This window comes from Mesorhizobium sp. WSM2561 (assembly GCF_000513915.1).
In the GTDB taxonomy this organism is placed as follows: Bacteria; Pseudomonadota; Alphaproteobacteria; order Rhizobiales; family Rhizobiaceae; genus Mesorhizobium; species Mesorhizobium muleiense.
The window spans coordinates 344,155-364,626 of record NZ_AZUX01000001.1; the positions used below are offsets into that span (position 1 = coordinate 344,155).

Annotated in this window: 16 protein-coding genes and 2 pseudogenes; 9 read left to right on the plus strand and 9 right to left on the minus strand. The window is 59.1% G+C overall.

Features of this window, described 5'->3' with window-relative positions; translation table 11 throughout:
• A pseudogene (locus tag M727_RS39550) lies at positions 1 to 296 on the minus strand (transposase); the annotation flags it as partial.
• Positions 297 to 670: 374 nt separating this feature from the next.
• On the opposite strand from M727_RS39550, the gene M727_RS39060 reads away from it, so the two are divergent.
• The 3 genes from M727_RS39060 to M727_RS39065 all read left to right on the plus strand — a co-directional run bounded on the left by M727_RS39060 (position 671) and on the right by M727_RS39065 (position 4,065).
• Complete coding sequence (locus M727_RS39060) at positions 671 to 1,684, plus strand: glycosyltransferase (protein WP_198032578.1); 1,014 nt, start codon at positions 671 to 673, stop codon at positions 1,682 to 1,684.
• A 98-nt stretch (positions 1,685 to 1,782) separates the two neighbouring features.
• A complete protein-coding gene (locus M727_RS0101765) occupies positions 1,783 to 2,808 on the plus strand; it encodes a DUF354 domain-containing protein (protein ID WP_027151208.1) in 1,026 nt (341 codons plus the stop codon).
• 333 nt (positions 2,809 to 3,141) lie between these two features.
• A complete protein-coding gene (locus tag M727_RS39065) occupies positions 3,142 to 4,065 on the plus strand; it encodes a glycosyltransferase family A protein (RefSeq protein ID WP_198032579.1) in 924 nt (307 codons plus the stop codon).
• Positions 4,066 to 4,070: 5 nt separating this feature from the next.
• On the opposite strand, the pseudogene M727_RS39555 reads toward M727_RS39065, so the two are convergent.
• Positions 4,071 to 4,320: pseudogene (locus tag M727_RS39555) on the minus strand (IS5/IS1182 family transposase); the annotation flags it as partial.
• Between the two features lie 238 nt (positions 4,321 to 4,558).
• On the opposite strand from M727_RS39555, the gene M727_RS41300 reads away from it, so the two are divergent.
• Complete coding sequence (locus tag M727_RS41300) at positions 4,559 to 5,080, plus strand: hypothetical protein (RefSeq protein ID WP_156941459.1); 522 nt, start codon at positions 4,559 to 4,561, stop codon at positions 5,078 to 5,080.
• A gap of 52 nt (positions 5,081 to 5,132) precedes the next feature.
• Here M727_RS41300 and M727_RS43735 read toward each other — a convergent pair whose 3' ends face one another.
• The gene (locus tag M727_RS43735; protein WP_051505477.1) at positions 5,133 to 6,419 is read right to left on the minus strand and encodes a calcium-binding protein; all 1,287 of its coding nucleotides are present in this window, start codon (positions 6,417 to 6,419) and stop codon (positions 5,133 to 5,135) included.
• Between the two features lie 368 nt (positions 6,420 to 6,787).
• Here M727_RS43735 and M727_RS39075 point away from each other — a divergent pair, with 368 nt between their 5' ends.
• Positions 6,788 to 7,315 carry a hypothetical protein gene (locus tag M727_RS39075; RefSeq protein WP_156941460.1) on the plus strand — a complete coding sequence of 176 codons (528 nt, stop codon included), beginning with the start codon at positions 6,788 to 6,790 and terminating at the stop codon, positions 7,313 to 7,315.
• A 702-nt stretch (positions 7,316 to 8,017) separates the two neighbouring features.
• Entirely contained in the window at positions 8,018 to 8,674 is a 657-nt protein-coding gene (locus tag M727_RS42220; protein WP_198032580.1) for a putative sugar O-methyltransferase, read from the plus strand.
• A gap of 88 nt (positions 8,675 to 8,762) precedes the next feature.
• Here the strand turns inward: M727_RS42220 and M727_RS0101800 are convergent, their stop codons facing one another.
• The 3 genes from M727_RS0101800 to M727_RS0101810 are packed head-to-tail and all read right to left on the minus strand — an operon-like array spanning position 8,763 to position 12,090.
• Positions 8,763 to 9,020 carry a hypothetical protein gene (locus M727_RS0101800; protein ID WP_027151211.1) on the minus strand — a complete coding sequence of 86 codons (258 nt, stop codon included), beginning with the start codon at positions 9,018 to 9,020 and terminating at the stop codon, positions 8,763 to 8,765.
• Complete coding sequence (locus M727_RS39570; protein WP_084646590.1) at positions 8,993 to 11,047, minus strand: NAD-dependent epimerase/dehydratase family protein; 2,055 nt, start codon at positions 11,045 to 11,047, stop codon at positions 8,993 to 8,995. Before M727_RS39570 ends, M727_RS0101800 begins: the two co-directional genes overlap by 28 nt.
• The gene (locus tag M727_RS0101810; protein WP_027151212.1) at positions 11,044 to 12,090 is read right to left on the minus strand and encodes a Gfo/Idh/MocA family oxidoreductase; all 1,047 of its coding nucleotides are present in this window, start codon (positions 12,088 to 12,090) and stop codon (positions 11,044 to 11,046) included. The genes M727_RS39570 and M727_RS0101810 overlap by 4 nt, the downstream gene beginning before the upstream one ends.
• 321 nt (positions 12,091 to 12,411) lie before the next feature.
• Between M727_RS0101810 and M727_RS0101815 the strand changes: the two genes are divergently transcribed.
• The 3 genes from M727_RS0101815 (at position 12,412) to M727_RS0101835 (ending at position 15,746) form a co-directional block, all read left to right on the plus strand.
• Entirely contained in the window at positions 12,412 to 13,938 is a 1,527-nt protein-coding gene (locus M727_RS0101815) for an oligosaccharide flippase family protein (RefSeq protein ID WP_198032581.1), read from the plus strand.
• 1,045 nt (positions 13,939 to 14,983) lie between these two features.
• A complete protein-coding gene (locus M727_RS35640) occupies positions 14,984 to 15,484 on the plus strand; it encodes a hypothetical protein (protein ID WP_245268329.1) in 501 nt (166 codons plus the stop codon).
• 40 nt (positions 15,485 to 15,524) lie between these two features.
• Entirely contained in the window at positions 15,525 to 15,746 is a 222-nt protein-coding gene (locus M727_RS0101835; protein WP_027151215.1) for a hypothetical protein, read from the plus strand.
• Positions 15,747 to 15,870: 124 nt separating this feature from the next.
• Here M727_RS0101835 and M727_RS0101840 read toward each other — a convergent pair whose 3' ends face one another.
• From M727_RS0101840 to M727_RS0101850, 3 genes are read right to left on the minus strand one after another with little or no spacing between them, the layout of a single operon-like run.
• A complete protein-coding gene (locus M727_RS0101840) occupies positions 15,871 to 16,887 on the minus strand; it encodes a formate dehydrogenase subunit gamma (RefSeq protein ID WP_027151216.1) in 1,017 nt (338 codons plus the stop codon).
• A 54-nt stretch (positions 16,888 to 16,941) separates the two neighbouring features.
• A complete protein-coding gene (gene fdh3B, locus M727_RS0101845; protein WP_027151217.1) occupies positions 16,942 to 17,538 on the minus strand; it encodes a formate dehydrogenase FDH3 subunit beta in 597 nt (198 codons plus the stop codon).
• Positions 17,539 to 17,553: 15 nt separating this feature from the next.
• A complete protein-coding gene (locus M727_RS0101850) occupies positions 17,554 to 20,466 on the minus strand; it encodes a formate dehydrogenase subunit alpha (RefSeq protein WP_027151218.1) in 2,913 nt (970 codons plus the stop codon).
• Between the last annotated feature and the right edge of the window lie 6 nt (positions 20,467 to 20,472).

Below are 20,472 nucleotides of genomic sequence, written 5' to 3' on the forward strand. Positions count from 1 at the left end.
CGCCACGGGGGGCAGGCTGATGAGGGGATCATCGCTCATCTGGCTGATAGTTTCCAGCGTCATGTATCTGGCCCGCTGCACTGCCCATTCATCGTTTCGTTCGAGCAGGATGCGCCTACAAGGCGCACGATGGCTTCGTCGTTCGGGAAGAATCCGACTACCTCTGTGCGTCGCTTTATCTCGCCGTTGAGACGCTCGATTGGATTCGTCGAGTGGAGCTTGGCGCGGTGCTCCTTGGGGAAAGTCATGTAGGCGAGCACGTCTGGCTCGGCGTGGTCCATGATCGTAGCCAGCTTCACTGCGCCCGGCCCAGAACCCGGTGGTAGATAGGGAAATCGGGGTGCTGCTCGCCGCCCGAGAATGCGCAATGCCGCCGTGACGGTGCGCCCGCCCGGCGCCAGCAGGGTGCCGGTGACGAGCAAGAGCACGTTCGCCCAGGTCGGACGGGTGAACGGGTGGCAAGGGGCGAGCCGGGCCAGCAACGGGCCTGGCAGCGGCGCGGCGGCGACCAGATCGTTGGGATTGCGAGGGGCCATCCCAATGGTAGAATCGACCGCTGCACCGACAACACGTCGCAAGGCGACCCGGACGCCCTGATAAGGTTAACTGGATTTTGTCGCGAAGCGGCTGTATGCTTATCGCATCCAGCGATCCCACTTTGGAGGATCCGATGCCCATTGACCCGCTCGTCTCTATCATCATCCCCTGCTACAATGGAGAGGCGTACCTTCGAGACGCAATTGATTCAGCTCTGACGCAGTCATACCCGCACGTTGAGATTGTTGTGGTGGATGACGGGTCAACGGATCAGAGCGGAAGCATCATACATTCCTATGCCGATAGACTAATCGGGATCCGCCACTCCAACCAGGGACTTCCGCGATCCCGTAATGCAGGGGTTGCGCGATCGAGGGGCGAATACCTGCTGTTCCTGGATTGCGACGACCTGATCGCTCCCGACACAGTGGCGGCGCTGCTTGCCGCCGTGAAGGAGGAACCCGACACCGTCGCCTGTTGCAAGTGGAGAACACTCGTTCAGAAAAACGGCGCATGGATTGCCGAGGCCAGCGAAGTGCCGTTCCCGCTCCCACATCCTGACCCCCTTGCGGGATGGCTCCTGGGACAGTGGATACCGTGCTGTTCCTTCCTTTGGCCGCGAGAGTTATTCAACAGGCTTGGCGGCTTCGACGGAGAGCTAACGACAAACGAAGATGGAGATCTGATGTATCGAGCTCTCCTGCGCGGAACCCGTTTGGCGGTCGCGCGTGGAGGCGAGTCGTACTACCGCCGGCATGGCACGAATGCTCTTTCGATGAGCCGCGACATCTTCTCGGAACATCGCATCCGGTCAAGCATGCGGGCGTTCGAAAAACTGGAAACAGAGTTGCACCAGCGCGACTTGTGGGACAGTTACAAAATTCCATTGGGAATTGCATATCAGATACTGGCTCACCGCGCGTTTTCCGCGCGGACCGATCTGGCGCGTGAAGCCCTGGAACGGGGTGTGCGGTTAGCAGGAAAACGGGCCGTATCGCCAACCCGGCTTGGGCGAGTCCTCGTGAGGTTAATCGGCATGGAGCGGAAAGAGCGAACTGCGCGTGCACTTGCTCAGTTAGGACTAATGACTAGCGGACGGCGACAATATACAAAATTGGGCCGGCTGCACAGGGCGAATTCACCATAAATCCGATCGGAGTTCGATGATCTCCCCGGGTAGAGAAGCTCGTTGCGGAGCCTCTCTACCGCCAGCCTGGGGCGATTGCGCCGCAACGGGAGGAGACGATGAAAATATGGATTGACCTCTCGACGGCGCCAGATCCACTGTTTTTTCGTCCCTTGATAAAGCGCCTGAACGAGCGAGGCCATACGACCTGGCTGACAGCTCGTGACTTCAGCGAGACAACCGCAATAGCGAAAATGTGTGGCCTCCCCGTGGAGGTGATCGGGCGGCATGGCGGCTCGACCATGATGGGCAAAGGTGCGGCCATATTCAAGCGCGCTGCTATGCTGGCTCACCGCGTCTACAACGAACGCTTTGATGTCGCGGTCGGGTTCAACTCGTACGCACAGGCATTGGCAGCGCGACTTGTGTCGATACCTCTTGTAACGTGCATGGACTATGAGCATCAGCCGGCGAACCACGTTGCTTTTCGCCTAGCTCGGTGCATAGTTGTTCCCTCCGGATTCAATCTCGAAGCGCTGCGCCGGCAAGGCGGAAAGCTCTCAAAGGTAAGATTTCACGATGGCCTGAAGGAGCATGTCACGCTCGTGGATTTCACGCCAAATCCGGATTTTCCAAAGTCGCTGCGCGCGTACAATATCACTGACGAGGACGTTCTGGTGTTAATCCGTCCCCCGGCGACACAGAGTGCCTACCACCGCTTCGAGAACGATCTATTCGCCCATCTCGTGCACCATTTTTCGAGAATGGCAAAGACGAAGGTCATCCTTCTCCCGCGCTACAGTTCCCAGTCCGAAAGCTTTCGTGCTGCTGGTGGGCGAAACTTAATAATTCCAACGGAAGTATTGGACGGTCTCAACTTGATCTATTACGCCGACCTTACCATCAGTGCAGGAGGGTCGATGAATCGGGAAGCTGTTGTTTTGGGAACGCCTGCCTGCACAGTGTTCAGAGGTCGAATGGCTGGGGTCGACCTGAAGCTCATCGCAGAAGGAGCACTGGGGAGAATAGATACGATGAGAGATATTGAGCGGCTTGCGCCCGCCAAGAAACCCAGACGTGCGGTGCCCACCGTCGACAGTCGCGCGACGGAGCAGGTCCTCGACGCAATTTTAGGCGTAACCTAAAGGTCGCAGCAGAGGAATGGATCGAAAAGACGCGTGTTCAAACTTTCAGAGTGTTGGGGCACATCACCGATGCGTTTGCTCGTTATGGCGGATTCTAACAAGTCGATGGCTTCGGCGGCCGGAGACGCAAACTCGGGCTTTAGTCGGGTAGCAGTGCTCACCTCATTCGGGCAACCCGTGAGCTATTCTAATCGCAGGCTGGTACTACCTATGGGTTGGGCACAGCTCCGCCTCGGGGAGCGCACCTGGAGAAGCCGACACAGATTCAGACGGGCGATTTCGGAAATATTGGGATTCGATGCCGCCAGGCGTCTCCACTGGCAGGACGATATAGTGTCAAATGTTGCCGCATGTGACCCGGATGTAATAGATCTGCGGGGGCTTTGTCGGTCGAAGGAGTGGCTTTTCGAATTCCTGAGCGAACAGTTCCCCGCGCTAAAGATTTTGGTGGATTCAGGCCAGAGTTCAGCGCTTCAAGAGACTGCCAGATGGCGTAAATATGATCCCGATACGAAGATCACTATCGTTCTTCCGGTTTACAACGGCGAACGATTCCTTCGCGCGTCGCTCGAAAGTTGCCTTTGCCAAACCCACCGAAATTTGGAGCTGATAATTGTTGACGATTGCTCGACCGACGCGACGCCTCGAATTATCAGTGAATATGCGGCGGTCGACGGCCGTATCAAGGTGATCAGGAACACCTCAAACCACGGGCTTCCCGATTCGTTGAATATCGGTTTCCGAGCGGCTACAGGCACTTACTTCACCTGGACCAGCGATGACAACTTGTACGCTCCCGGTGCGATTGAGTACATGGCTCAACAGCTGACGACGTATCCGAGCGCGGGATTGGTTTACACGAGTTTTATTCGCATTGATGAACTTGGCGACCGCCTTGGTATCTCCATGAGTATGCCCCCAACGGGCCTTCGCAGTCCCGACCTGGCGTCGGCAGTGGTTGGCGCTTGCTTCATGTATAGGCGCGAAGTGCGAGACGAAATAGGCGAGTACCGAGCCAAATACCGTCACGCGGAGGACTTCGACTACTGGGTAAGAATATGCATCCGGTATCCCGCATTGCATTATTATGAGCCCTGTTATTTTTACCGACTGCACCATGATTCTCTTACTAGTCAGCATAAGGCGAAGTGGCGGGGGCTAAACGAGAAAATTGTCCATGAACACTTTGTCACCTCGCGCAACTCAATACATTGGATGGGTTCTCGTCGCGCTCGCCCATCAATTCAGGGGGGATGAACCTTCCTCCCGAACTGTTTGGCGTGGGCATAGCGCTGATGGTTGATCAGGGCGAACTTGCCCACCCCGGCACAGGACTGGCGCAGGGCCAGGCCATATTTCTGGGCTTCACCAGCCGCTCGCCGGCGCGATGCATCAGCTTGGCGTCGGTCGGGAAGGTGACGGCCTTCTCCTCCACCGTGGTGTCGACGATCACTTGGCGGAAGTCGGCGGCTCGGCCACTCCTACCCTTGTGGCCGCCGCAAGGCTCTCCTGCCTTCCTCCATGCACTGGCGTCAGCGCGTCGTACGCCGTACGCGCGAAGCGCACCCCATCTGGGTGGCATGAGATGATGGGCGAGAGATGATGACACTGAAGGAGCCGAGGAGCTTGCAGTGTCAATTTCCAGGTCTGCGCCTATGTCTGATGATAGAAGTTTCCATGTTCTTGAGGCGGTTCCCAACCGGCTGGAGGCGAGCCGGCGCGTCAGCGGCGAGCGACCGAAAGGCAAACGGTGCTGGAAAAACTCCTCCCCGCAGAAGAATTGAAGAGTTGGAAAATTGGAAATAGGGCTGCAGCACCCATTGCCCTCATCGGAGAAGTTGTGCATTGCCTTGAGGATGGCCAACCCTGCCATCAGCCGCATCGCCAAGAGGGGCCGGCCGGGATCGTCGTCTCGGACCGCGCCGAGCCGGTCTTCTTAGTAAAGCGCCAGTCGATCGTGCGCGCCAGCTTCACCAGCGCCCGATCCATGTCGAGCATCTGGTTGAGTCGGGACCGGAACAGATCGGTCTGGCCGCTCTCTCGCCGCTCCCTCGGTCACATTGCCCGCGCACGCCCCGCTCGTCAGGACAATGGAATCGCACGCGAAGGCAGGATCAATTTGCCGGAAATCGTCGTCCATAGCCACGAAATCCGGCAAACGCGAATACTTGTTCAAATCCAAAATTCACACAAATCAGCAGCTTGCGAGTTCTCCACAGACGACGAGGAAGCGCTCGCGCTTCAGAAGCCGGTACCCCCGATGATGCGCTGAAGCTTCTGCCCTGGTCGACCGACCAGGGCGCAAAGCGTGCTGATCTGAGCCCCTACAGGATGAAATCGCTCGCGTGGAGCGAAGCGACGTGCAGCAGTTGCATCGAGAAGTCGGCGGTGCCATTGCCGTCGACATCGCCATAGACCAATGCGTTGCCTTTCACCGTGGCATAGCGCAACTCGCCAGCATGATGCGTAAAGCCGGACGTGCCGATGAAGCTGAATTCCTGCGAGCCGGCCGTCACGCTATTGGCGTCGATTGCCGAGACGTCGACTTTGTCGCCCTGCGCAGTGCTGAAGTCCTGGATCACATCCCGGCTCTTCGCAGCCAGCTTGCTGTCGGTCATCGAGTTGAACACAAAGGTGTCGGCGCCGGTGCCGCCGGTCAAAAGGTCACGGCCGAGCCCGCCGGCGATGGTGTCGTTGCCATTGCCGCCGCCGATGGTGTCTTTGCCGCCAAGCCCCGACAGATGGTTGTTGCCGGCATTGCCCGTGAGGGTGTTGGCCAGGGCGTTGCCGGTGCCGTCGATATTGGCCGTGCCGGTCAAGGTCAGCCCCTCGATGGCGCCGAGGGCATGCGCCGTGTCCGACAAACTGTAGCTGATCGAGGAATTGACTGTGTCGACGCCGGTCGTGCCGGTTTCGTCCACGACGTCTCCGATATTGTCGACCGTATAGCTATCGTTGCGGTCGCTACCGCGCATGTGATCGGCGCCCGTGCCGGTTGGTGTGGCCGTTTGATCGGCGCCCGTGTCGGTTGGTGTGGCCGTTTGATCGGCGCCCGTGCCGGTGGTTGGTGCGGCCGTTTGATCGGCACCCGTGCCGGTTGGTGTGGCCGTTCCAATTACTGGACTGACATCGTAGCCGCCGAATTTCGCGATGTACTCCGCGACAGGCGTTCCCCACGGATCGGTCGCGCCTTGAGTGCCTCCTGAATTAAGATACACTGCCACAGAATCAGCGCCAACCAAATGCGCCCCGGCGAGAAGGCCTGATGCTGTGATTTCAACACCGTTGATTGTTTGTCCGATGTACTTCTGAAGTCCAAGATCCTTGAACTCGGTATTCCATAGGTACGTGTAGTACTCTCCAACTGCTTTGTCCTGGATGGCCGGATTGCTCAGCCAGTCTGCCAGACTGTTGATGCCGTCCTTGCCGGTCCAGCCGTTGTTCCAGTCCACTGCTGCGGTGCCATCGAGCTTGTAGTAGCCGATCATCCGCAATGCCGATTCGCCGGCCTGGTAAGCGCCTGCATAACCCTGCGGGTTCACGTAATCGTATCGATTGCTCGATTCGCTGAATGCAAGGGCATGAAGGAAGTCATTGTATGATCCAGCCATAATCTTGATTGTCCAAATCTAAGTGTTTCGGGAGGGTTTAGATGTTTTGTTGAGGTGATATCCTATTGCGGATATTAGTTGAGCTTACCAGTCCGAACGTAAGTAGGGAATATGACGACAATGTGACTGGTTCCGGCGTAAATATGTTGGAGTGACATTCTGTCCACAACTTAAACATCCATCAGTTTGTCGGATAGCCGCTTGACGGCCAGAATCTGCGTGTGATTCAAGGATTCCGCACTTTTTGCGGGGTCTGGATGGCTGGGATAGCGAGCACGACGACGGACTGGGCGGAAGGGATCGCGGCCGAACTGCAGCGCAAGCTTCCCGGCCAACGAAAGACCCAGCGCGGCAAGCTGGCTTTGCTGGTGGCGACGATGCTGAACGTGCGGAGCGCCAATCTGGTCGAACTGGCCTCGGGCCTGCCGCTGGCGGCCGAACGCACGGACATGCGCTATCAGTGGATTGCGCGGTTCCTGGCCAATGATCGGGTCGATTGTGACGCGGTCATGCAGCCGTTTGCGATCGAAATCTTGGCCAATTTGGCCAGGGACGGGCGCAAGATCACGCTGATCATGGACCAGACCAAGGCCTCGGACCGCCATCAAATCCTGATGCTGAGCGTCGGCTTCGGCGAGCGGGCCCTGCCGCTGGCCTGGCGGGTGGAGGAAACCGACGGCGGTGTGGCCGGGAACCTCCCGCATTCATCAGCGATTGTGCAGCAAGTGTGGACCGCGACACTTGATGACCTGTCTTTGGCATCCGGCAGAGCCAGCCGGGTTCCGCGCCAAAGACCGCCTTCGGGAAACCGGGGCGGCTTTCGTTTGTGTGAGTCGGCGCTCGCGCAAGGCTGCGTTTCGGCGGGGGCGGGCTCGTCGCCGGAGCCGAGAGGATGAGCGATAAGAAAGACGAGCCGGCGAGGCACTTCGGCATTCCTCGCAGGCTCCAAAACACGGACACGTTTGGGAGAACTGTGCCCGGCTACAGATGGATATAGGCGGAGCCGGAGAGCGGCCACTGGCCACGCTCGCGCCTACTGCCGCCTGTCCGGCTTTAAGAGATCACGGCGTGTTTGATCAAGCTGCTCTGTCGCCTTGGCAAAGTTTCTCAGACGTCTGGATTCCAGCGCCCGGAAGCAGTAGCATCGAGCCTCACGAGCGGCTGCACTGATGCTGCGCGCCCAATACGTTCTATTCGCAGGGACATCAGGTGGCATGTCTGCTCGGGTCCGTAAGATTACAAAAGATATACTTGCGCTCTCCCAAAATTGTCTTGGCTTCACCGCAATAAGCACACGAACCCGCGATCGCCTCCTTGCCGACGCGCCCAACCTTCGCCGGTACTTCTTGCTAGCCGAGCGACCGAAACACCCTATAGGCAAACTGCCTGACGGGTGTCACACCGTGCTTCGCGCGGACCACCCTGACCTCCAGGACCTGCGACGACGGTACGCCAATCACCCGGCAACGGAGCACATCCAATGGTCGCGCCAAGATGTCGAGACCCGGTTAGACCTGTCGTATTTTCGGGCTGACAATCCTTACGTCTTTCAGTCGCGAGCGTATTCCCCTCTGGTATTCTACGCGACGGCTGCGTATGTGGAGAAAACCGACAAGGCAGACCTGTTTCAGGTGTTGGAGGAGGACAACTACTTCGGCGCCGAAACTTTCGACTTCCATGGAAAACTCGTGAGTCGGGACCTTCTCGACTCCATCATCGAACTTAACTTTTTGGCCGCGTACGTTCCATTGTTTTCTGAGTCCCGATCTATCAATGTGCTCGATATCGGGGCCGGTTATGGCAGGCTTGCACACAGAATGACGGCGGCATGCCCTAATGTTGGGGAGTATTTTTGTACTGATGCGGTACCGGAGTCGACCTTTCTATCGCAGTACTATTTGGCGTTTCGGAATGTGCTCGACCGGTGCGCCGTGGTGCCCCTTGACAAGGTGACCGAGTTACGGTCCATCCCGATCGAGCTGGCGATTAACGTGCATAGCTTTACCGAGTGCCGCGGTCGCGTCGTGGCGTGGTGGCTCGAGGAACTTAGTGCCATAAAAATCCCTTGGTTGTTCATTGAGACAGACTTCGGCTTGACGTCTCGCGATGGGTACGGCGTTCGCAATGATTTTCGGGAAAAAATTGAGGAGTCTGGGTATCGGCTGATTGTGCAGCAGCCGAAATTTGCGCAATCACAGATTTTGCGCGATCACGGCCTCTATCCGTCGGAATTTTATTTGTTTCGCCGAACATAGCCTTCCAAAAGCCCCCAAACGGCATTCGTGCGGATCAAAGACCGGAACGGGTCGGAAGCGGGCATTCAAGCTGACATCACACCAATGATTAAGTGGTTGACAGGCCCCGCTGGCGGCGGTTTGTTGCATCCCGCGACACCGAAGCATCGCCGGCCGATCGAGCGCCTGCGCGCCATCGCGGATGGCGCTTGACGCCGAGCGATTTATGGGGACGGAGCGCGCAGATCACCATCGTCGCAGACTGCTCGAGCGAAATCACGAAATTGCCTGCGACTGGTGAGGCCATGCAGCCACCCGTCGAGATATCCGCCCGCAGAATTACCGCTTGCTTGGCCACGACGGCCATGATCTCCTCCTGAACGGTGCGGCCCAAAATAGCTTCCCAATGGCGCCCGCTAGCCGCGTGAGATAATAGTAACGCTTAGGCGAGGTGAATGCAGCGTAGCCACACGCCAGAGACGCGAACACGGGAGCTTGCACAAGGGCTATGGCCATGGAAAGCGCCGTTAGTGCCGGTCGCGCCGGCGACAGCAGCATGGGCGCCCACGATGCAACCTGCCCGCCCCGAAGCGCGCGCAGAAGTACGTAGCCGAGGCGAAGACGCTCCTGCGGCACATGCTCCCACGCCACGGCTTCCGCGCACCAGATAAAGTGAGCGCCACTTGCGGCCAGCTGGTTGAAATACAGAGCATCCTCTCCGCCGAACAGACCGAGGCGATCATCGAAACGCACAGCCGCGATCTCGCTCGATCGGTACCTTATCAGGCAGTTGCCCGTGGCCAGGGATGGGTAAGCGTCCGTGCCACGTGCCCAAAATGGCGTCAGAAGTGTGCTCCCGACGGAGGTACCGGACGGATGATCTGTCCAATGCGAGAAAGCCGTGCGGAAAAACGCACGCTTGGCCGGGTCCGTTATCTCGGGCATCGTCGGAAGAACGGGCCCAAATACCACATCGGCACCAGACCGGAATTGCGCTTCAAGCAGATGAGCCAACCAACCTTTCGTTGCGACCTCATCATCGTCTATGAAGACAGCGAACTCTCCTCTGGCATGGCAAAGCCCGGCGTTTCGCGCCATTGAGATTCCGGGTCGCGGCTCATGCAGATAGTGAACCGGAACTGCAGCTGATCGCGAAAGCTCATGGACGACCGCAGCAGCGGAGCCGTCCGGGCAGTTATCAACCACGAGTATTTCAAAGCTTCCCGGGATCGGACCTTCCTGCGCGAAACAACTTGCAATGCATTCTCGGAGACGAAGCGGCCGTTTGAAGGTTGGTATGATGATGGTGGCACGAGGCGCGGTCGACTTCTCGCTTCCACTGCCCTCGGATCGAGGGACCCGCGGCAACTGAGCCGCGACAGCAGCGGGCGCCTCAGACATCGAGACTGCCGGCGGATTGTAGGTGCGGCGCAAGCACTCCTCCCGGCTGAGTGGCGGTGCCCAACCGAGGACCCCCTGAGCCTTCCGATTGCTGAACCGCGCCGGCTTAAAGCGCGCCTCAAAGCGGCTCGGCACAGCAATGTTCGGCAATCGGCCTTTGTTTCGGAACAAGCGTCGATTGATCCAAGCGGCAAGGGCAGGAATGAGCCTCGCTGCTCTGTAGGGCATCGGGATAGGCAGGCCGCCGGCGTGCGAGCGTGTAAGGTGCTCGCGAAGATGTTCCCATACTCGGACATCATCGCCGTCCACGACGTTGAACGTCTCTCCTGCTGCGCTTGGGTTCTCTGTTGCATTCGCGAAGAAATCAGCGCAGTTGTCGACATGCGTGAGTGGCAGTCGCTTTCTCGGCCCAACGGCGAGATATACTGGCCCCAGTTTGTATCCGAGCGCAGCAAAGTACTCACCTCCTTGGCCCCAGATAAAGCCGGGCCGAAGAACAGTGAGATCCCAGCCGTGTTCAGCGCTCAGCCGTCGCGCCACCCGCTCCTGCCAAACCTTAGCAATGGTGTAACTGTCCCTGGAATAAAGATCGGGGGCCTGCTCAACCGGCGATGCTTCGTCTAGCGTACCCGTAACCTTGGTCCAGGCGTAGACGGAAAAGCTACTCGCCAGCACCAAATGGCGAGTGGCGGAACTCGCCATTGCCTCAAGCAGCCGCTCCGTGCCGACCACGGTGCTAACGAACTGAGCGTCCTCATCACCGGTCAAGGAGGCGGCCAGGTGTACGAGCGCGTCTACGCCGTCGAATGCCTCGACGAGATTAGCCGACGTTCGTAAGTCCGCGCGATGTACCTCCACATCGCCCGCCCAGGGCAAATTGTCGAGCCGGCTGGTGGCGCGGGCGATGACTCGAACCGAATGCCCGCGCAGCAAGAACTGCGCAACAACTCGCTTCCCAAGGTATCCAGCTCCCCCCGTAACCAGGATTTTCACGGGGGCCTCACTTCTGCGACGAGGTCAGATACCAGTCGGTTTACGGCGATGACCTGGTCTATGGAAACCGGCATTTCGGCTCCGTAGTTCAAGGCTCGGTAAGCCCTGGCAAGCAAATCCCACAAGCCTTCGTAACTGCCGGGGCTGCCGTTCAGTTTCCACAAAAGCGTCTGAAATGCCGCCTTTGACAAATCTCTGGCCTCCTGCAACTCGTTGATAAGTGGGTTGAGGGACTTAGGGCCGCGGTGAAGCCGAGACAGAGTGAGGCGGGTCCCAAAAAGATTGGCTACGGCTTGCATCTTCGTTCCGTAAGCGCGTAACCAGAAAGCGTCCGGACGAGTATTGGCACTGAAGCTCAGCATAGCGGTTGCGTGCTCCCCGCCGACAAGGGCTCTGAATTCGCTGAACGGCAACGGCGAGGAAAACCGGTTTGACCAGTTCGTGTGGACCCAGCGGTGGTCACCAATAAAGACAAAAGCGAGCGACGCCAGATGGGTCAGGAAGTCAGAAATCGCGGCCCCCGGCATACTCAACGATGGATGAGGTAAATTAGGGTCGGAGAACGGGCTTCCCGCTCTGAGAATATTCAAGCAGAGGAACGCCTCGACGTGGGTCACCTCGCCAAACTCACCCGACGCAATAAGCTCCCGAATCTGTCGAGTTGCTCGATTAAAAACGTAGTTGTGATCCTCGATGAAGGCCACGCCGCGTTCCAATGCCTTTTTCGTCAGCGCCTCAACGTCCGCATAAGCTAATGCAGCCGGTTTTTCGACAATGACGTTCGCCCCGAATTCAAGAGCGGCCATTGCTAACGGGAAATGCGAAGCTGGAGGTGTCGTGATGTGAACAACATCTGGCCGCATCTCCGAAAGCAAGGCGGCGCTGTCAGTGAAAAAGGCGGCAACGTCGAAGCGCTCAGCCATGCACTCGGCCCTGGCACGGGACAGGTCACAGACAGCGACAACCTCGACGTCCGGCAGCTCGCGAAGGCATGCCAGATGCTGGCGGGCAATCTGCCCAGTGCCTATTAGCGCAGCTCTCAAGAGGCCTCGCTTCGCGATGAGCCGATCCCCAGCGCGTTCTGCGGCATTCGCGGCGATGGAGCCGATCGGGGCACTGGACGCGCCTTGTCTACCGCACTCTCCCGCGCCAGCCTGTCGGCGTCAAGAAAGTTTCCACCTGCTCGCTGCGAGATAGGAGCTAACTGGATTGCCAGCCATGGCAGGATCTCTCGCCCTTTCGCCATTCGTACATCCCCCCTGAGGGATCAAGCTCCCTCGGCAAGCCTCATTTTGTCGCCTGACACTTTGCTGCGGCCGTGCGACAGTCGCTATTGCTGCTGCTGCTGCACTTTGGAAAGTACCTTGCGCCGTAACGACACGAAACTCGGTACCCGCGTCCGCTTCGCTGCTTGGTGGCAGCGAGTCTATTGGGGTTCGCCGGTACGTCAGCGCCTCATACGTGGAGCCTTCTGGTCGCTGATCGGCGCCGCCGGGTCGCGCGCTGCCGCCATGCTCCTTTCGATCATCATTGTTCGAATGATTGGCCGCGAGCAGTTTGGGCAGCTCGCCATGGTCCAAAGCACAATCGGGGTGGTGGGAATGGTCGCCGGCATGGGACTGGGGACCGTAGCAACGAAATACGTCGCAGAGCTTCGGGAGAATGATCCCGAGCGGGCCGGACGAATATTAAGTTTGATAAGCATAGTTGCGCTCGTCACTAGCCTGTCGGCAGCAGCAGCATGCTTTGGTTTTGCTGGCACGCTCGCATCTCAAGCTCTCGGCCGAAGCGACTTGACACTACCTATTCAGATTTTGGCGGCATTGGTATTCTTCTCGATCTTTGACGGTCTATTCCTTGCAATCTTGACGGGTCTAGAGGCATTTTCGCGTATCACGAGGATCTCTCTTTCGGTTGCTGTTGTTTCACTCTTCACTTCTCCCCCACTAGTTTATTATTACGGACTAACTGGCGCTGTGACCTCACAAGTACTTTGTACAGCTATTTCTATGGTGTTGACGTATTTGGCTGCTGGTGCCGAATGTTCTCGCTACGGTATACACTGGTCACGAATTCGACTTGCCGGACGAGAATGGCGAGTTATCGTCAATGTCGGGTTGCCGATGTTGGCTGCAAATCTACTTGTAGTGCCGGTGATGTGGCTTGCGAACCTAATGCTTATTCGATCACCTATAGGCTATTCAGATCTCGCATTGGTTCGCATTGCGGACCAGCTGCGCTCATTGGTCACTTACTTTCCCATGGTGTTGCTCGCGCCGACGCTGGCAATAATGGCAAACTCTGCAGCGGATCCAAAGCGTTTTGGGGCAACTGTACGCTATTGCTTATCCCTTTCCGCCCTCACGGTTTTCCCAATTGGCATCTCAACTACTCTGCTCGCTCGATGGCTTCTGCCTGTCCTCTACGGACCTGAATTCGCTGGAGACAGCAATGCAATTGCGTGGGCCATGCTGATTGCCGGAATTCAAGCTACCGGAGCGGGGCTCGGTAATGTTCTTGTGGCCACGGGACGAATGTGGACTGGATTCGCTATAAACCTCGGGTGGGCGCTTCTTTTCCTTGGAATTGCCGCTTTGAGCATCCCATTGTATCACGGTGTTGGATATCTCGGCGCAATGGCGGCAGCGTATCTAATCCTGTTTGCCGTTGTGTATGGCTGGTTCAGCTTTAGAGAGCCTTCCCTGATGGGTGGGTATCCGCTACTAACTTTGTTAATATTTTTCGTAGTGGCAATCGCAGGATCAAACATCCTGAGTGCTTCTCTCGACATTGTGAGTGCCATCGTCGCCTGCGTAGGCGTGAGTGGAGCCATGATTGCTATCATTGTCGTATGGGAGCGGATTGCCCTTGCGCGGAATCGTGGGGCGTAACTCAGTGACCGCTTGGTCTTTCATCCATGTCATCCTCAGCGTTGCGCTTTTGAGCACCAAGCGGTTGGCATTGGCACGCGCCGAGATTTCGCTCGCATCGCTACCGCTGGGGGTCGAACGCTCCTTCGCCTGGGTCAACCAATTCCGAAGCTGAACGGTTATTCCTTCCTGTGAGAGCTGTTCGCGGTGGGGAGGAGCTATATTTCGTCGGTGTCTGTGCCAGGAGAGACGGCGACTACGTCTCACCGACGCTGCGTGCGCTGTCGACGCTTCGGAGTTCATCGTCAGTAACCGTGCGGTCCTTGCGGGCGATTTCAATCAATCTACAAGGTTCGACGCGAATCGAAGTCCGGACGGTCATTTTGCGCGCGTCCTGGAGCTTATCTCTCGACTTGGTCTGGTAAGCGCATGGCATGAATTCCACGACGAAAGGTTCGGCGAGGAAAAGTCACCGACCTACTTCCATCGATGGAAGCAGGATCAGGCCTTCCATATCGACTACATATTTGTGCCTCGGAACGTTCCCATTCCTTTGTCGAACTCGGCACCTATGACGAGATCGCCATAACAAAGCTGAGCGACCACGTACCCCTCTCGGCGGACATTCGAATCCCCGTCCGCAATTGGCCTTCGCTTTAGCCAAGGCGGGCGCATCCAATCGCTCGCCGAGCAGCCCTTGCGACTTCGGCAATCATCGTGCTCGCCTCGTCGAGGGCGGGCGCATTCGTTGAGCTGAAGAGTCGGGAAGGCCGCGGGATCGCCCGATGGCCGAATTGCGAGGCAGGCGTCGCAATTCCATGGATCGTTCGGGCACCTCTGACGTTATGTTGTTGCCGAGGCGGGTGATTTTCATCACGGAAGGAGCAAGGCGATGAAAAAAATGCTTCTCGCAGGAATCGTTGCCCTGTCGGCGTCAACATCGCTGGCGCAGACCAGCACTGCCCCCGAGCCTGCGGCTCCAGCGGCTCCAGCGGCTCCAGCGGCTGAAACACCTGCCCAGCAGGCAGGCGGGCCTGCAAATCTCTGCCAGGAGCTCCTCGCCTTCATGAAGGCGCCTGCCGAAGTGGCTACCCCGACCGCAGCGGCCCCGGCTCAGCAGGCTGGCACATCTTCTACCAGCGCAGCCGCGCCCGCCAAGCCCGAGACCGGGACGGGCTCGGCGCAGAAAATTACCGGGCAGGCTGGGGTTGCCAGCGATGCTCCACAACCGAGCAAGGAGAAGGTGGCCAGCGGATCGGCGACGAATGCGCCCCAGAAGGAAAGCAGGGCCGCGCCGGTGCCCCCCTCCGATACGTCGAGCACTCCCAAGGATTCCGTGATCAATGTCGCGAAAGCGGAGGAACTGGCCGCCGCCAACGACATTGCACAATGCCAGAAGACCGCGCGGGAAATGCGAGTGGCTGGCGTCGCCATGCCGCCGCCGTTGCTTGCACTGGCGGCGCTCGACCTGCAGTATCAGCAAAAGTCCGGTGCGGCCCCTCAGGGATCTGGCAATCCATCTGTGACGGGGCAGGACCCGGCGCAGCAGACGCCGCCGCCACAATGAGTGACTGCGGACTTTGAGCACGTGAAAGGGAAAAGGCGGGATGGGTATGATCTTGACCGGAATTGTCGTTTCGATCGCAATTGCGTTCGGGGCCAGCTATTTTCTTCTGAGCGCGCAGCAGCAACAGCCGGCATGGCAGGTTTACAGCAGCGAGAGCACTCGCGTGGGCGATCCGGGACACAATCTGGTCGGTCAAAACTGGACGGGTGAGCCGGGCGACAACTCCACCGCAGCCGCGGGCGGCGAGGAGACGCCTTCCTAGCTATATCCGAGCTAGACCTGCGCTCGCTGACGTGGATCTCGAGGCCGCGCAATGAAGGCCTAGTAGCACGCCAAGAAAATGCCCGGACCAATGGCCCGGGCATTTCGATTCCGCGCAGAAGCTCCTATTCGGCCGCTTCGGCCGCCGAGCGCGGCGGTATCGCACCCTTGGCCTGCTGCTTTTCGACCCAAGCGCTATGATGCTCCTTCGCCCAGTTCATATCGACCGTGCCCGAACCCATTGCTTCATAGGCGCCTTCCATGCCGAGCGTGCCGATATAGACGTGAGCGATAATAACGGCGATCAAGATTATGCCCACAGTCGCATGAACATACTGGGCCGTCTGCATGCCGTTTATGTCGGTGAATGCGAACGGGAACAGCATGAATATGCCCGATACCGACAGCGCAATTCCACCGAGCACGACGGCCCAGAAGATGAGCTTCTGGCCGGTGTTGAACCGTCCGGCCGGCGGGTGCGTCCTGTTGGTCTTGTCAAAAAAGCCGCCGCCGACCTTGAGCCAATGCGCGTCATGGCGATCCGGAAGGTTGTCCCAGACCCATGTCACCAGCATGACCAATATGCCGAGCATGAACGCCCAGGAGACGAAGTCGTGGGCGTATTTCGCCCAGATCGACCAGGTTGAAAATGCATCGGCCCCGATCAGCGGCATCAGCAGACGCTTGCCGAAGATGAAGTTCAGGCCGGTGATGGCCAGGATGATGAACGCCGTGGCGGTCATCCAGTGGGTCAGCCGCTCCAGAGCACCGAAGCGCAAGATCCGTACGCTCGATTCAGGCGCCAGTGTGCGGATGCGGCCTCTGTAGAAATAGAACAGCGCCAGCAGCAGCAAAATTCCTGTTATCGCGATGCCGCCGATCCACGGCAGCCAGCCCTCGTGGAAGCTGCGGTAATCGCGGCCTTGCGGCTGCTCGAGCAAGCCGGCCGCCGTATTGGGCAGGGTGACGCGACCCTCGATCCTCTGCAGTTCGTCAAGAAGCTGCTGTTCGCTCACCGCCTGTGCGGTCGGGTTGCTCCCGGATGCGGTTTGCGCGTACACGGGCGCTGCGACCAGCAGGGTGAGCGTCATGAGCGCTGCGATAGCCTGCGGCATCAATCGACCAAGCCTGGTGTCCGGCATTTCTGCGTCCTCCGTGATAGCTCCGTTTGCGCGCGGGACGAGCCCGACTCCCTCCTACACGTCGATGGTTTCTCGATAGGCCGTCTGCCAGCCCCAGGCTCCCGAACCATAGCCGCGCTGCGTCACACGCTCCTTGTAGATCGCCGCGATGATCTCGCCGTCGCCGGCCAGGAGCGACTTGGTTGAACACATTTCGGCGCAAAGCGGCAGCTTGCCTTCAGCCAGCCGGTTGGCCCCGTATTTGGCATATTCGATTTCGGTGGAATCACCTTCCGGGCCCGCGGCGCAGAAGGTGCATTTGTCCATCTTGCCGCGCGAACCGAAGTTGCCCACACGGGGATATTGCGGGGCGCCGAACGGGCAGGCGTAGAAGCAATAGCCGCACCCGATGCACAGGTCCTTGGAGTGGAGCACCACGGCGTCGGCCGTGGTGTAGAAGCAGTCGACCGGACAGACCGCCGCGCAAGGCGCGTCGGTGCAATGCATGCACGCCATCGAGACGGAGCGTTCGCCGGGCTTGCCGTCATTGATGGTGACGACGCGGCGCCGGTTGATGCCCCATGGCACATCGTGCTCGTTCTTGCAGGCGGTGACGCAGGCATTGCACTCGATGCAACGATCAGCGTCGCAAAGGAATTTCATCCTGGCCATTTCTGTTCCTCCCGTTCACGCCGCAACGATTTGGCAAAGCGTGCACTTCGGCTCCTGCATGCCCGTCACCGGGTCGTAGCCGTAGGTGGTGATGCTGTTGACGCTCTCTCCCAGAACATATGGATCGGAGCCCTGCGGATAGTGGGCCCGCAGATCCTTGCCCTGGAACCAGCCGCCGAAGTGGAAGGGCATGAACGCGACGCCGCGGCCGACGCGCTCCGTGACCAGCGCCTTCACCCGCGCCTTCGCGTTGTTCTCCGCACCATTGACCCAAACCCAGGTCCCATCGCCGATGCCGCGTTCGGACGCGTCGGCCGGGTTGATCTCGACGAACATCTCCTGCTGCAACTCGGCCAGCCATCTGTTCGACCGCGTTTCCTCGCCGCCGCCCTCATATTCGACGAGCCGGCCGCTGGTCAGGATCAGCGGGAACGTCTTGGCGATACCCTTTTCCACCGCCGCCTGCTGTACGCTGAAGCCTATGTTCGGCAGCCGGAACTGTGTGGCGTCGGGATAGGTCGGATATTTTGCGACCAGATCCACCCTCGGCGAATAGATCGGCTCGCGATGGGTGGGCACTGGGTCGGGCAGGTTCCACGCTACTGCGCGCGCTTTGCCGTTGCCGTAGGGATGGCAGCCATGGCTGAGTACGACGCGCTGGATGCCGCCTGACAGGTCTGTCGACCACGAGACCTTGTTGATGTCATCGCCGATCTTTTCGATCACGGCGCGTTCTTGCGGCGTCAGATCCTTGTCCCAGCCGAGTTTCTTAAGCACGGCCATGGTGAACTCTGGATAGCCGTCGGTGAGTTCCGAGCCTTGCGTGTACGAGCCTTCCGCCAATAGGGTCTGGCCGTTTCGTTCGACGCCGAAGCGGGCGCGGAAGGGGCTGCCGCCGTCCATGACATGCAGGCCGGTGCTGTAAAGATTAGCCGTACCCGGGTGGCGGATCTCAGGCTTGCCCCAACATGGCCAAGGCAGGCCGTAATAGTCGCCACCGACCTCGGGATCATCCTTCGGAGCCCGCATCGTCACCAGGTCGAACTTGTGCTGGTTCTTCATATGCGCCTTGAGCCGCTCCGGCGACTGACCGCAATAGCCCGTCGACCAGCTCCCGCGGTTCATCTCGCGCAGCACGTCCTCCGGCACCGGACGGTCGCCCTCGACGGCTATCTTCTTGAACATCTTGTCGGCAAGCCCGAGCTTCTTCGACAACAGATAGATGACCTGGTAGTCGTCCTTCTGCTCGAAGCTCGGCTTTACGATCTGCTCGCCCCACTGGATGGCCCGATTCGAGGCGACCCGCGAGCCTGACGTCTCGAACTGCGTGCAGACCGGCAAGAGATAAGTGTTGTCCTTTCGCCCCGCCTCCACCGCCAGTGATGCCCAGGTGGTGGGATGGGGGTCGGCGACAACAAGCAGCTCCAGGCCTGTCAGGCCTTTCATCGAATCCGGGATACGGGTGATACTGTTGCTGGCGTGGCCCTGAATGAACATGGCGCGCATGCTGTCGCGCTGCGCTATCTTGTCCTTGGGCAGCGAGACGGAATCGAACCATCTTGTCAGTGGGATGCCCGGGGTTTCCATGGCGTCCTTCGAGTCGAACTGGCTCAGCAGGTCCTCGTAGGGGATCTCCCAGACGCGCGACCAGTGCTTCCAGGCGCTTTCCGTCAACCCGTAATAGAAGGGCAGGGTGACCACATCGAGCCCGATATCCGTCGCGCCCTGGACGTTGTCATGGCCGCGGAAGATGTTCGCGCCGGTCCCCGGCTTGCCGACATTGCCGGTGGCGAGACACAGTATGCAACTTGCGCGTGTATTGGCGGTGCCGACCGTGTGGTGTGTCTGGCCCATGCACCAGATCATCGTCGACGGCTTCTGCGTGGCGAACAGCTCGGCGACGCGCTTCACCTGATCGCCAGGCACGCCGGTGATCTGCTCAACCTCCTCCGGCGTGTATTTCGCGACTTCCTTGCGGACCTCATCCATCCCGTAGACGCGCTGCGCGATGAATTCCTTGTCCTCCCAGCCGTTCTCGAAGATGTGCCAAAGCATGCCCCACAACAGCGCTATGTCGGTGCCGGAGCGGAACCGGACGTACTCGGTCGCATGGGCGGCGGTGCGCGTGAAACGGGGATCGATGACGATCAGATTGGCCTGGTTGAGTTCCTTGCCTTCCAGCAGATGCTGCATCGCTATCGGATGTGCCTCAGCCGGGTTGCCGCCCATGATGATCATGGTTTTCGAATTGCGAATATCGTTGAAGGAGTTCGTCATCGCGCCGTAGCCCCAGGTGTTGGCTACGCCGGCGACGGTCGTCGAATGACAGATGCGGGCCTGGTGGTCCTGATTGTTTGTTCCCCACAGCGCCGCGAGCTTGCGGAAGAGATAGGTTCCTTCGTTGGAAAACTTGGCCGACCCCATCCAGTAGACGGACTCCGGGCCGGACTTTTCACGGATCTCGAGCAGTTTGTCGCCAATGCCATTGATTGCGTCATCCCAGGAGACACGCTCCCACTGCCCTGCGGTGAGCTTCATCGGGTATTTCAGCCGGCGGTCGCTGTGTACGAGCTCGCGTACGCTTGCGCCCTTGGCGCAATGGGAGCCGCGGTTGATCGGGCTGTCCCACGAAGGCTCCTGACCGGTCCAAACTCCGTTCTGGACTTCGGCGGTAACGGTGCAGCCGACCGCGCAATGGGTGCAGACGCTTTTCTTCAGTTCTATGGGCACGCCCGGCTGCGGCGGACTGATGGCCGCCGCCTTCTGAACGGTGCCGAGCTGGAACGACCCGAGTGCAGCCATTCCGCCGGCCGCGAGACCGGAACGGCGAAGGAAGGTTCGCCGGTCGATGGGAGCGGAGGCGACCGTGCCCATCAATGTGTGCAATCTTGTGCGGCTCGCCTGACCGCTCTTGCGCTTGGTCAGCATGGCGCC